The organism is Pseudomonas sp. PDM21 (genome assembly GCF_014852505.2).
GTDB lineage: Bacteria > Pseudomonadota > Gammaproteobacteria > Pseudomonadales > Pseudomonadaceae > Pseudomonas.
The window spans coordinates 3,093,713-3,105,775 of sequence record NZ_CM181223.1; the positions used below are offsets into that span (position 1 = coordinate 3,093,713).

Genomic DNA, 12,063 nt, shown 5'->3' on the forward strand with positions numbered 1-12,063 from the left:
ATGCCATCCACCGTAGGGCGAATAACGCGGTACGCGTTATTCGCCGCCACCAGCCTCAACGAAATCCACCCCTACAGCGGTGAAACGATTTCCTCCGTCTATCTGCTGCTTTACGGCGGCGGCAAGTTCCTGCCCGACGATGCCCAAGTGGAGTTTTCCGGGGTAGAAGGCTGGGAATACCTGCCCGGCGTACTCACCTTGGAGCGGCCTGTTATCTGGACCCTGAGCGACTTCAATGCCGTCATCAACAGCGGCATCAACTGGCAGCACCACAAGCCGCTCTATCGCCGTGTCTACCACAAGGAGGGTGACCGCACCCTGGCTGCTCTCAAGGGCGTTTTGCACTACAGCCCCCAACCAGGCCTCGTCCTGCCGCCAGTCAATGTGGAGGAGCGGCTATGGATCTGAATGCGCTGATGCAACAGGCCTTGGCCCGCCACGGCAATGCACCGGGTGTGATCCTCAAGGCCAACGAGCCGACCGGGCAGCAGCCCTGGGAAATGTTCGTCACTGAGGAACATACCGAACAGTACCTGGCGCTCAAGGCGGGAGGAGAAACTTATCGGGGAATGCCAACAGGTGTGCTTGGCGGGATCGCCATTGTGCTGAATCTGGTGATGATTCCCTGGATGCTATTGGCAGGTAAGCCGGAGGGATTGTTCTATACCTTGCCGCTTATTCCGATCTGCTTGTTCCCTCCATTCCTCTGGGAAATCAGCCAACCCCTTCCTTTAGCCATCCTCTTCAACCGCCGTACCCGCGAAATCTATTACGACCATGAGGGCGAGCTGTACCACATGCCCTGGGACGAAGCGCAGGCCGTGGCCTGCCAGTTCATGACCGTGGGGCCGCACAGCGGTGGCATGAACAACGCCACCCTGGAAACCGTGGTGCGCCGCTTCGGCGATGCCGAACAGGCGCTGTTCATTTCCCTGTCCCCGCCCATGGGCAAGAGTTTGGAAATGCAGTGCGGCTTCTGGGCTTGGCTGCAGGCCTACATGGACAATGGCCCCTGGTTCGATGAAAACGGCCAACATAGCGAATCGGATGTCTACGTTAAGGAAATGGTCAGAGCCGGCCAGTTACGTCCGCGTGATTGGCATAAAAATACCTTGCGTAACATCGCTGAAAAGCAGAAAGCCCGGCGGGATCATCGCTATTTCGAGTGGATGGATATCGCGACTTTGACAGGCGAGATCATTTTCTATCCCATGCATTGGCTGCAGGATTTCACCTATGCCGTCGCCAAACGCCGCTCTCGCGGTCAGTGGCCTCAATGGGTGAAAGAGCGCCTGCACCCTGACGGGCCGACCACGCGGCTGGTAGACCTTGAGCGTGCGCAGGGGCTGAAGGTCTAGCCATTTCCATCTCGCCATTGTCGCCTTCATGTAAACGGCAATGGCGAATGATTTTTCCTTTTAGCCTCAAGTCGATAAGAGCAGGCCGAGTCAGATCGCCAGGCTATCCACCACGCCTCCATCCACCCGCAGCGCGGCGCCGGTGGTGGCGGAGGAGTAGGGCGAAGCGACATAGGTCGCCAGGGCCGCTACTTCATCGACTTCGGCGACGCGCTGGATGATCGAGCTGGGACGTTCTCGGCGGACGAAGGCGTCGGCTTCCTCGCGGGCGCTGCGGCCGGAGTGGCGCACGGCGTCGGCCACCAGGTTGGCCACGCCTTCGGTGAAGGTCGGGCCGGGGAGGATGGCGTTGACGGTGACGCCGGTGCCCGCCAGGCGCTTGGCCAGGCCGTGGGAGACGGCGAGGTTGGCGGCCTTGGTGACGCCGTAGTTGATCATCTGCGCGGGAATGGCCACGCCCGATTCCGAGGACAGGAAGATTACCCGGCCCCAACCGCGCTCCACCATGCCGGGGGTGTAGTGACGGGCCAGGCGTATGCCGGAGAGCACGTTGATCTCGTAGAAGTCCAGCCATTCCTGGTCCTGGGTTTCGTAGAAATCGACGTCGTTGTAGATGCCCAGGTTGTTCACCAGGATATCGGCGCGGGGTTCGGCGGCGAACAGCACGTCTGCACCGGCGGCATTGCCCTGGTCGGCAACCACGCCGCGGGCCTTGCCGTTGCTGGCACGGATGCCGGCTACGGCATCGTCCACGGAGGCGGCATTGCGCCCGACTATGACGACGTCGGCGCCCGACGCGGCCAACTGGCGGGCGATGCCCAGGCCGATGCCCCCGGTGGAGCCGCTGATGATGGCGGTGTTGCCGCCGAGATCGATCTGCATGTGTTCAATCCTCATCCAGGGGGGCGCGGAATGCGCCGGTGATCGTCTGGATATGCCGCCATGCTAGAAACGGCCTGTAAGATCGTACATAACTTAATTCGACATACTTGAGTCCTTGAGGGTCTATGCTCGATCTCAGACAACTCCGATATTTCGTCGCCGTGGCCGAAGTCGAGCACGTCGGCAAGGCGGCGGAAACACTGCACATTTCCCAGTCGCCGCTCAGTCGGCAGATCGCCCAACTGGAGGAGCGCCTCGGGCTGCAGCTGTTCGAGCGCAGCCAGCAACGCCTGCGCCTGACCTCCGATGGGCGCACCTTCCTGCACGAGGCCAAGGCACTGCTCAAGCACGCCGAGCGCCTGGAGTCCCTCGGCCGTCGCCTGGGCCGGGGTGAGACCGGCGGGCTGTGCATCGGCTACGTCAGCCATGCCATCCATGCCGGCGTGCTGCCCGAGGCGTTGCGCCATGTGCGCGAGGAGCGTCCGGGTATCCACATCGCGCTCTATAACCTCTCGGCCCAGGAGCAGTTCGAGGGCCTGCGCCAGCGCAGCCTGGATGTCGCCCTGGTCTGCGAGCCGCCGGCGGATGACGACCCGGACCTGCTTGCCGCGCCGGTGTTCGATGATCCGCTGCACCTTGCCTTGCCGCTGGATCACCCGCTGGCGGACAAGCCGCTGATCGAGCCGGCCGACCTCCACGAACAGGACTGGATCATGGTGGAGGGCCAACTGCAGCCGAACCGCCGCGAGCGCTTCCTGGCCAGTTGTGTAGCCGCCGGTTTCACCCCGCAGATCCGCCTGGAGGCCGCCGAGCCGCTGAGTGCCATCGGCCTGGTTTCGGCGGGCCTGGGGCTGGCGCTGATCCAGCAGAGCATCGGTGGCGAGCGCACCCCCAACGTGGTGCTGCGGGAGCTGCCCTGGCTCGGGCAAAGCACCGGCCTGTGGGCGGCCTGGCACCGCGTCGACCTGCGGCCGATCGTGGCGGACTTCCGTGAAATGGTGCTGGCGGGCGCCAGTGTCTGACGATCAGGTGGATGAGACTTGATGCAATTTAAGGTCTCAAGTCTGTCGAATTATGACTTGGACGGTCTCGGTTGGGCAGGCATAGGCTTGCCGCCACTGGAGTTCACAAGCGACCCCCCCCAACCCGGAGAACCCCCACATGAGTCTCAAGTCCCTGATCCCCGCCCGCCTTGGTTTCGGCACCGCGCCGCTGGGCAACATGTTCCGCGACGTGCCCGCCGAGGAAGTGCAGGCTACCGTCGATGCCGCCTGGAACAATGGCGTGCGCTATTTCGACACCGCTCCGTTCTACGGCGCCGGCCTGTCCGAATCCCGTCTGGGCGCCGCCCTGGCCAAGCGCCCGCGTGACGAATACGTGCTCAGCAGCAAGGTCGGTCGCATCATCCTCGATGAGCTGGAAGACCCGGCCTCCCGCGAGTTGGGCGAGAAGAGCGGGCTGTTCGAGCACGGCAACCGCAACCGCATCGTCAACGACTACAGCGCCGACGCCACCCTGCGTTCCATCGAGGACAGCCTGAAGCGCCTGGACACCGACCGCCTGGACATCGTCTGGATCCACGACATCGCCCAGGACTTCTACGGCGATGAGTGGCTGACCCAGTTCGAGATCGCCCGCACCGGCGCCTTCCGCGTGCTCACCCGTCTGCGTGAAGAAGGCGTGATCAAGGCCTGGGGCCTGGGCGTGAACCGAGTCGAGCCCATCGAGCTGACCCTGGACCTGGACGAGCCGCGCCCAGACGGCTTCCTGCTCGCCGGCCGCTACTCGCTGCTGGACCATGAGCGCGCGCTGCAACGCGTCATGCCGCAGGCGGTGGAGCAGGGCGTGGGCATCGTCGTCGGCGGCCCGTACAGCTCCGGCGTGACCGCCGGTGGTGAGCACTTCGAGTACCAGAAGGCCAGCCCGGCCGTGCTCGCCAAGCTGGAGCGCATTCGTGCCGTGGCCCGCGATCATGGGGTGGACGTGAAAGCTGCCGCGCTGCAGTTCGCCCTGGCCCATCCGGCGGTGGTCGCGGCGATCCCCGGCTCGACCCGTCCGCTGCACGCCAACCAGGACCACGCCGCGCTCAGCGCCGTCATCCCGGCTGCGTTCTGGATCGACCTGCGCGCCCAGGGCCTGATCAGCGCCGTGGCGCCCGTCCCGGCCGTCTGAGCCTTTTGCCGTCGGGCCCCATGGCCCGGCGTAGCACCACCCGTCATCGAATCATGGGGCACGCGTCCCGGGAGAAATACCATGGCCAAGGCCAATGCTTTCATCGACCTCAATGCCGACATCGACCAGGTCTGGCAACTCATCGGCGGCTTCGACTCGCTGCCCGACTGGCTGCCGTTCATTCCGCAAAGTGCGCTCAGCGAAGGTGGCCGTGTGCGCACCCTGAAGAGCGTCGCTGGCGAAACCATCATCGAGCGCTTGCTTGACTTCAACGAAGCCGAGCGCAGCTACAGCTACACCATCCTCCAGGGCCCGGCGCCGGTGCGCGACTATCAGTCGACCCTGCGCGTGCTGCAGGGTGCTGAGGGTGAAGGCGTGCGCGTTGAGTGGTTCGGCTGCTTCACTCCCGAAGGCATCACTGACGCTGACGCCAGCGCACTGTTCACCGGCATCTATGTCGATGGCCTGGCGGCGCTGAAGCAGAAGCTCGAAGGCTGATCGCGTCCAGCAAAAAGCCCCTTGCCCGTTATCCGGGCAAGGGGCTTCGTCGTTCTTGCTCGACGGATTACCAGAAGCCGCCGGCGTGCCGGCTGGAGGCGTACTCCAGGTGCAGGGCGAAGGAGCTCTGGAAGAACTCCAGCAACCGGGTGTCCAGCACCAGTTCGTTGAGCGAGGCGAGCGAGCCGATCACCTGCTGTACGTCGGCTTCGGTCTCGCCGCAGCGGTTCTCGTGGCACAGGCGCTGGGTCTGCGGGTCGGCGCTGATACGGCAGATGCACTCGGCGTCGTAGCAGGAGTGGCGGACCTTCAGGCTCAACTCCGGCAAGTCACGGCGGCCATCGAGCAACTCCACGCTGCACTCCAGGCCATGCTGGCGGGCGAACTCGCTGGCGCGGGCGAAGGCGGGCAGGGCCACCTCCACCAGGGCGCTCTGGTAGGCATTGGCGAAACTCTCGGGGTCATCGCTCATCCAGGGTCTCCTGTGCTGATTGCACGATGCCCGGCCTGCGGGCGGCCGGGGTTGAGTGATGGACCACGGAACACGCGGCTTTCACGAAGTATCGGGAGAATTTCCGCCGAGCGGTTGGTGTCGCTCCAGCCCTGCCGGCAGTGACTGACGGAAGAGGCACGAAAGCGCACCGGCGCGGAACTGAGCCCACTTCCGGGCGGCTGCAAGGGCCGAATATGGCAAGGGGTCTGCGCCTTCGGTTCATTGCGTGGTCAGGCGGATTCAGCCTCCGCCCGAAGCGCCTCGATGACGGTTTTCCGTGCGCCGATCACTTCGAGGAAACGGCGGGTCGCAGGGAAGGGGGAGAGATCGACTTTCAGGTGATCCGACCAGCCCAGCACAGTGAACAGATAGGCATCGGCGACAGTGAACCGGTCGCCAAACGCATGACCGGTTTCGTCCAGCACGCGCTCCATGTAGTCCAGCCGTTTCGCCAGCTTGCCGCGCAGCACAGCCTTCACGTCGTGCGGAATCTCGCTGCTGAACAGCGGGCTCATTCCGGCATGCAATTCGCTGCCGATGAAGTTCAGCTGGGCCTGCAACTGTGTGCGCGCCAGGCTGCCGTTGGCCGGTGCCAGGCCAGCCTCGGGCTGCAGGTCGGCGAGGTACTGTAGAATCGCCGCGCCCTCGGTCAGCACCGTGCCGTCTTCCAGTTCCAGCGCCGCGACATAGCCTTTCGGGTTGATCCGGTAGAAGTCGGTTCCATCGGCGGTGCGCTTGGTCTGATTGTTCACGCGCACCAGCGAGAATGGCAGGCCCAGCTCGCGCAGGACGATGTGCGGGGCGAGGGAGCAGGCGTTAGGGGCGAAGTAGAGCTTCATCGGGCGGACTCTGGTCGGAAATGGGCGGCCAGTATTCCCGACCCCGATGCGGCGCGTAAGAACGCACTTTTTTGTGCGCTGGGCACAAAAAGGTTACCGGGAAGCAAAGATGAAGAAGAACGTTTCGGGCTGCTCGGTCGAGGAAGCCATGCGGGTGATCGGTGGTCGCTGGCGGCTGCTGCTGGTGTCGTACCTGCTCGACGGCAGCAAGCGCTTCAACGAGTTGCGCCGTGACATGCCGGAGATTTCCCAGCGAGTGCTGACCGCCGAGCTGCGTGCGCTGGAAAAGGCGGGGCTGGTGACTCGCACCGTGTATCCCGAGGTTCCGCCGCGCGTGGAATACTGCCTGAGCGATGACGGTGACCGGCTGCGGCCGGTGGTCGAGGTGATCAAGACCTTCGGACTCTGGCTCAAGGCCCGTCCGGAGCTGTAGGTCGGGGGCTCCAGGCCCCACGGAGCGTCCCTGAAGGCGCGTTTCGCCGCTACCGCTGGCGGTTGTGCCGCTGCCAGCGCAGGCCCTGCCGGCCGATCGCAAGCATGGCTCGCTCCTACAGGGTGTTTCCCTGCGAATTTCGGGTTGCACCTTTTCCAGCCCTGGCACGAACACTGCTTTCTTCCTGCCGTCCAGCCAGCCCCTGCGGGTTGCAGCCGGGCGAGCCCGTGGCCGTGCTCCGTTTGGTAGCGCCGTGTGTGGGAAATGTCACCGGTTGCACCGGATCTGCGCGTACGACCAAAGGCTTGTTTTTATTGGGTTGCACCTGGTTGCACCTTGAGAATCGGCGGTATAACCTTGCGCCGTTTTCAGGCAAACCTTCTAACAACAGGAAGCCCCATGGCCACCACCACCCTTGGCGTGAAGCTCGACGACGCCACCCGCGAGCGCCTCAAGCTGGCTGCCCAGCAACTCGACCGTACCCCGCACTGGCTGATCAAGCAGGCCATCTTCTCCTACCTGGAGCAGGTGGAAGGCGGGCTGACCCCGGCCGAACAATCCGGCCTGGCAGCGGCGGCGGGCGAGGAGTCGCTGGATTCGCTGAACGAACAAGGGTTGCAGGTCTTCCTCGATTTCGCCGAAAGCATCCTGCCACAGTCCGTGCTGCGTGCGGCCATCACCGCCGCCTACCGCCGCCCGGAAACCGAAGCGCTGCCGATGCTGCTGGACCTGGCCCGCCTGCCGAAAGAGCAGGCCGGCGCCGCCAGCAAGATGGCACTGGGCATCGCCGAGAAGCTGCGTAACCAGAAGAACGCCGGCGGCCGTCAGGGGCTGGTGCAGGGCCTGCTGCAGGAGTTCTCCCTGTCGTCGCAGGAAGGCGTGGCGCTGATGTGCCTGGCCGAAGCGCTGCTGCGCATCCCGGACAAGGCCACCCGTGACGCGCTGATCCGCGACAAGATCAGCAACGGCAACTGGAGCCAGCACCTGGGCCAGAGCCCGTCGATGTTCGTCAACGCCGCCTCCTGGGGCCTGCTGATCACCGGCAAGCTGGTGGCGACCCACACCGAAGCCGGCATGTCCTCGTCGCTCAACCGCATCATCGGCAAGTCCGGCGAGCCGCTGATCCGCAAGGGCGTGGACATGGCCATGCGCCTGATGGGCGAGCAGTTCGTCACCGGCGAAACCATCGCCGAAGCCCTGGCCAATGCGGCCAACATGGAATCCCGTGGCTTCCGCTACTCCTATGACATGCTCGGCGAAGCCGCGCTGACCGATGAGGACGCCAAGCGCTACCTGGCTTCCTACGAGCAGGCGATCCATGCCATCGGCAAGGCCTCCCACGGCCGCGGCATCTACGAAGGCCCGGGCATCTCGATCAAGCTCTCCGCGCTGCACCCGCGCTACAGCCGCGCGCAGTACGACCGCGTGATGGACGAGCTGTACCCGACCGTGCTCGGCCTGGTGAAGATGGCCCGCGACTACGACATCGGCATCAACATCGACGCCGAGGAAGCCGACCGCCTGGAAATCTCCCTCGACCTGCTCGAGCGCCTGTGCTTCGAGCCGTCGCTGGCCGGCTGGAACGGCATCGGCTTCGTCATCCAGGCCTACCAGAAGCGCTGCCCGTACGTGATCGACTACGTCATCGACCTGGCCAAGCGCAGCCGCCACCGCCTGATGATCCGCCTGGTGAAGGGCGCCTACTGGGACAGCGAGATCAAGCTGGCCCAGGTCAACGGCCTGGAAGGCTACCCGGTCTACACCCGCAAGCCTTACACCGACGTGTCCTACCTGGCCTGCGCGCGCAAGCTGCTGGCCGTGCCGGAATCCATCTACCCGCAGTTCGCCACCCACAACGCCCACTCGCTGTCGGCCATCTACCAGCTGGCCGGGCAGAACTACTACCCGGGCCAGTACGAGTTCCAGTGCCTGCACGGCATGGGCGAGCCGCTGTATGAGCAGGTGGTGGGCAAGGTCGCCGACGGCAAGTTCAACCGTCCGTGCCGCATCTACGCGCCGGTGGGCAGCCATGAAACCCTGCTGGCGTACCTGGTTCGCCGCCTGCTGGAAAACGGCGCCAACACCTCCTTCGTCAACCGCATCGCCGACCACAGCATTTCGCTGCAGGACCTGGTGCTCGACCCGGTGCTGCAGGTCGAGCAGATGGCCGCGCAGGAAGGCACCCTGGGCCTGCCGCATCCGCGCATTCCGCTGCCCCGCGACCTCTATGGCGACAGTCGCCTGAACTCCGCTGGCATCGACCTGGCCAACGAGCACCGCCTGGGTTCGCTGTCCTCGGCGCTGCTGTCGAGCACCAACCACGCCTACGTCGCCGAGCCGATGCTGGGCCTGGCCGATGCCACGCCGGGCGAGCCGCAGCCGGTACGCAACCCGGCCGACCTGCGCGACGTGGTCGGTCATGTGCGTGAGGCCAGCGAAGCCGACGTCAACAACGCCATCCTCGGCGCGCTGTCCAGCGCGCAGATCTGGCAGTCCACCCAGCCGGCAGAGCGCGGCGCCATCCTGCAGCGCGCCGCCGACCTGATGGAAGCCGAGATCCAGTCGCTGATGGGCGTGCTGGTGCGAGAGTCGGGCAAGACCTTCGCCAACGCCATCGCCGAAGTGCGCGAGGCGGTGGACTTCCTGCGCTACTACGGCGCCCAGGCCAGCACCCACTTTGCCAATGACAGTCATCGCCCACTGGGCCCGGTGGTCTGCATCAGCCCGTGGAACTTCCCGCTGGCGATCTTCAGCGGCCAGGTGGCCGCCGCCCTGGCCGCCGGCAACACCGTGCTGGCCAAGCCCGCCGAGCAGACTCCGCTGATCGCCGCGCAAGCCGTGCGCATCCTGCTGGAAGCCGGCGTGCCCGCCGGCGCCGTGCAGCTGCTGCCCGGCCGTGGTGAAACCGTCGGTGCCCGCCTTGTCGGCGACGAGCGCGTGCGTGGTGTGATGTTCACCGGTTCCACCGAAGTGGCCGGCATCCTCCAGCGCAACATCGCCGGCCGCCTCGACGCCCAGGGCCGCACCATCCCGCTGATCGCCGAAACCGGCGGCCTCAACGCGATGATCGTCGACTCCTCGGCGCTGGCCGAGCAGGTGGTGGTCGACGTGGTCAACTCCGCCTTCGACAGCGCCGGCCAGCGCTGCTCCGCGCTGCGCGTGCTGTGCGTGCAGGAAGACGCCGCCGACCGCGTGGTGCAGATGCTCAAGGGCGCCATGGCCGAATACCGCGTCGGAGCGCCGGAGCGCCTGCACACCGACATCGGTCCGGTGATCGACGAGGAAGCCAAGGGCAACATCGACAAGCACATCCAGACGATGCGCGACAAAGGCCGCAAGGTCTTCCAGAGTGCTCGCGTGGATGCCGAGGAAATCAAGCGCGGCACCTTCGTCGTGCCCACCCTGATCGAGCTGGACAGCTTCAGCGAGCTCAAGCGTGAAATCTTCGGTCCGGTGCTGCACGTGGTGCGCTACCAGCGCGCCGACCTGGACCAACTGCTCGCGCAGATCAACGAATCCGGCTACGGCCTGACCCTGGGCGTACACACCCGCATCGACGAGACCATCGCCCAGGTCGTCGGCACCGCCCATGTCGGCAACCTCTACGTGAACCGCAACGTGGTTGGCGCGGTGGTCGGCGTGCAGCCCTTCGGTGGTGAAGGCCTGTCCGGCACCGGTCCGAAGGCCGGCGGCCCGCTGTACCTGTACCGTCTGCTGTCGACCCGTCCGCAGGATGCCGTGGCCAACCAGCTCAAGGGCGACGGCGCCCAGGCGCTGCCGCGTCCGAAGGATGCCCAGCAGGCCGTGGACGCGCTGACCAAGTGGGCAGGGCAGAAGGACGCCGCCCTGGCGACCCTGCTCGGCGGCTACGGCGAACTGGCGCAGAGCTTCACCCAGCAGGTTCTCACCGGCCCGACCGGCGAGCGCAACACCTACACCCTGCTGCCGCGCGAGCACGTGCTGTGCCTGGCGGAAGACCGCGCCGACCTGCTGGCCCAGTTGGCTGCGGTGCTCAGCGTCGGCAGCCGCCCGCTGGTGGCCGAGTCCAACGCTGCCGTGGTCAAGGAACTGCCCAAGGAAGTTGCCCAGCGCATCGAGCTGGTCGCCGACTGGAGCGCGACCGACAAGGTGTTCGACGCCATCCTGCACCACGGCGATTCCGACCAGCTGCGCGCAGTCTGCGAACAGGCGAGCAAGCGCAAGGGCGCCATCGTCGGCGTCACCGGGCTGAACCGTGGGGAAACCGACATCCCGCTGGAACGCCTGCTGATCGAGCGTGCCCTGAGTGTCAACACCGCCGCTGCCGGCGGCAACGCCAGCCTGATGACCATCGGCTGACGACGGTGCCGGAAGTGCCTTACCGGGCGCTTCCGGCCAGTTTTACGGCTGCATCTGCGGCCACGCGGCCCACCAGCCCTCGGGCGGAGCTACCCGCTCCCGGCAGGCCGTTCCCCTCGCGCTTCCTGCGCAATCCGTCTCGGGCCCAGCGCCCGGCACAACGGCGGGGCTATCCGCTCCGCCGACTCCTTTCCTTCCGACTCAGACCGGCGCCGCGGTGCGAGTCAGCTGCTCCAGCAATTCCAGGTCAGTGCTCATGCCCGAGGTCTCGCGGATACGCGCGAGGATTTCCTTTTTCAGGGCGATGAATTCCGGGGCCATCTTCATGTCCTGGTTGCGCTCGGCCGGCAGCGGCACCTCGTAGACGCTGTCGATGCGGCCGGGGCGCGGCGCCATCAGCACCACGCGGCCACCCAGGTAGATCGCCTCGTCGACGTCGTGGGTGACGAACAGGATGGTACTGTTTTCCAGGCGGTGCACGTGGCGGATCAGGTCGTGCATCACCTCGCGGGTCTGCGCGTCCAGCGCGCCGAAGGGCTCGTCCATCAGCAGGATCTGCGGTTTGGGCATCAGCGCGCGGGCGATCGCCACCCGTTGCTGCATGCCGCCGGACAGCTGGCTGGGGTAAGCCTGGGCGAAGGCCGACAGCCCCATCAGGTTGAGCAGCGCATCGGCGCGCCCGCTGGCGACTTCCACGTCGGCGTCGCCGCGCACGGTGTCGGACACCACCTTGAGCCGGCGGCAGAACTTGATGTTCTCCATCACCCGCAGCCAGGGGTACAGGCTGTAGTGCTGGAAGACCATGGCGCGGTCGATGCCGGGGCCGTCCACGTTACGGCCATCGACGAGGATTTCGCCGCCGCTGTGGCGCTCCAGCCCGCCGATGCTGCGCAACAGGGTGGACTTGCCGCAGCCCGAGGCGCCGACGAAGGTGACGAACTCGTTGGCGCGAATCTCCAGGTTCACATCCTGCAGCGCCTGTACGTGCCGGCCCTGGCTGCTGAAGACCTTGTCGACGTGGCGGATGGCGATCTTGTTCTGGCTCATCAG

General features: G+C 65.6%; 11 protein-coding genes. 7 read left to right on the forward strand and 4 right to left on the reverse strand.

Translation table 11 applies throughout. The features are described from left to right. Entirely contained in the window at window positions 1-408 is a 408-nt protein-coding gene (locus IB275_RS14290; protein WP_192296317.1) for a hypothetical protein, read from the forward strand. Next, entirely contained in the window at window positions 399-1,358 is a 960-nt protein-coding gene (locus IB275_RS14295; RefSeq protein ID WP_225607900.1) for a hypothetical protein, read from the forward strand. Before IB275_RS14290 ends, IB275_RS14295 begins: the two co-directional genes overlap by 10 nt. Before the next feature lie 90 nt (window positions 1,359-1,448). On the opposite strand, the gene IB275_RS14300 is transcribed toward IB275_RS14295, so the two are convergent. Continuing rightward, window positions 1,449-2,240 (reverse strand): SDR family NAD(P)-dependent oxidoreductase, encoded by a 792-nt coding sequence (locus IB275_RS14300; RefSeq protein ID WP_192296318.1) that lies wholly within the window; start codon window positions 2,238-2,240, stop codon window positions 1,449-1,451. A 125-nt stretch (window positions 2,241-2,365) separates the two neighbouring features. Here IB275_RS14300 and IB275_RS14305 point away from each other — a divergent pair, with 125 nt between their 5' ends. The 3 genes from IB275_RS14305 (at window position 2,366) to IB275_RS14315 (ending at window position 4,910) form a co-directional block, all read left to right on the forward strand. Then, window positions 2,366-3,262 carry a LysR substrate-binding domain-containing protein gene (locus tag IB275_RS14305; protein WP_192296319.1) on the forward strand — a complete coding sequence of 299 codons (897 nt, stop codon included), beginning with the start codon at window positions 2,366-2,368 and terminating at the stop codon, window positions 3,260-3,262. 139 nt (window positions 3,263-3,401) lie between these two features. Beyond that, on the forward strand, window positions 3,402-4,412 hold the full coding sequence (locus IB275_RS14310; protein ID WP_192296320.1) for an aldo/keto reductase: 1,011 nt from the start codon (window positions 3,402-3,404) through the stop codon (window positions 4,410-4,412). Between the two features lie 81 nt (window positions 4,413-4,493). Beyond that, a complete protein-coding gene (locus IB275_RS14315; RefSeq protein WP_192296321.1) occupies window positions 4,494-4,910 on the forward strand; it encodes an SRPBCC family protein in 417 nt (138 codons plus the stop codon). 67 nt (window positions 4,911-4,977) lie between these two features. Here IB275_RS14315 and IB275_RS14320 read toward each other — a convergent pair whose 3' ends face one another. Both IB275_RS14320 and gstA read right to left on the reverse strand, forming a co-directional pair. Further along, window positions 4,978-5,382: a hypothetical protein gene (locus tag IB275_RS14320; RefSeq protein WP_192296322.1), complete on the reverse strand. Its 405-nt coding sequence runs from the start codon at window positions 5,380-5,382 to the stop codon at window positions 4,978-4,980. A gap of 251 nt (window positions 5,383-5,633) precedes the next feature. After that, a complete protein-coding gene (gene gstA, locus IB275_RS14325) occupies window positions 5,634-6,242 on the reverse strand; it encodes a glutathione transferase GstA (RefSeq protein WP_192296323.1) in 609 nt (202 codons plus the stop codon). 109 nt (window positions 6,243-6,351) lie between these two features. On the opposite strand from gstA, the gene IB275_RS14330 reads away from it, so the two are divergent. Together IB275_RS14330 and putA are read left to right on the forward strand one after the other, a co-directional pair. Further along, window positions 6,352-6,675 carry a winged helix-turn-helix transcriptional regulator gene (locus tag IB275_RS14330; protein ID WP_192296324.1) on the forward strand — a complete coding sequence of 108 codons (324 nt, stop codon included), beginning with the start codon at window positions 6,352-6,354 and terminating at the stop codon, window positions 6,673-6,675. A gap of 399 nt (window positions 6,676-7,074) precedes the next feature. Continuing rightward, entirely contained in the window at window positions 7,075-11,013 is a 3,939-nt protein-coding gene (gene putA / locus IB275_RS14335; RefSeq protein WP_192296325.1) for a trifunctional transcriptional regulator/proline dehydrogenase/L-glutamate gamma-semialdehyde dehydrogenase, read from the forward strand. 201 nt (window positions 11,014-11,214) lie between these two features. Here putA and IB275_RS14340 read toward each other — a convergent pair whose 3' ends face one another. Then, the gene (locus IB275_RS14340; RefSeq protein ID WP_192296326.1) at window positions 11,215-12,060 is read right to left on the reverse strand and encodes an ABC transporter ATP-binding protein; all 846 of its coding nucleotides are present in this window, start codon (window positions 12,058-12,060) and stop codon (window positions 11,215-11,217) included. Window positions 12,061-12,063 lie beyond the last annotated feature (3 nt).

Coding starts and splice junctions, on each gene's coding strand:
- IB275_RS14320 (WP_192296322.1), bottom strand. CDS start 5,382: ATGAGCGATGACCCCGAGAGTTTCGCCAATGCCTACCAGAGCGCCCTG.
- putA (WP_192296325.1), top strand. CDS start 7,075: ATGGCCACCACCACCCTTGGCGTGAAGCTCGACGACGCCACCCGCGAG.
- IB275_RS14310 (WP_192296320.1), top strand. CDS start 3,402: ATGAGTCTCAAGTCCCTGATCCCCGCCCGCCTTGGTTTCGGCACCGCG.
- gstA (WP_192296323.1), bottom strand. CDS start 6,242: ATGAAGCTCTACTTCGCCCCTAACGCCTGCTCCCTCGCCCCGCACATC.
- IB275_RS14340 (WP_192296326.1), bottom strand. CDS start 12,060: ATGAGCCAGAACAAGATCGCCATCCGCCACGTCGACAAGGTCTTCAGC.
- IB275_RS14330 (WP_192296324.1), top strand. CDS start 6,352: ATGAAGAAGAACGTTTCGGGCTGCTCGGTCGAGGAAGCCATGCGGGTG.
- IB275_RS14300 (WP_192296318.1), bottom strand. CDS start 2,240: ATGCAGATCGATCTCGGCGGCAACACCGCCATCATCAGCGGCTCCACC.
- IB275_RS14290 (WP_192296317.1), top strand. CDS start 1: ATGCCATCCACCGTAGGGCGAATAACGCGGTACGCGTTATTCGCCGCC.
- IB275_RS14315 (WP_192296321.1), top strand. CDS start 4,494: ATGGCCAAGGCCAATGCTTTCATCGACCTCAATGCCGACATCGACCAG.
- IB275_RS14295 (WP_225607900.1), top strand. CDS start 399: ATGGATCTGAATGCGCTGATGCAACAGGCCTTGGCCCGCCACGGCAAT.
- IB275_RS14305 (WP_192296319.1), top strand. CDS start 2,366: ATGCTCGATCTCAGACAACTCCGATATTTCGTCGCCGTGGCCGAAGTC.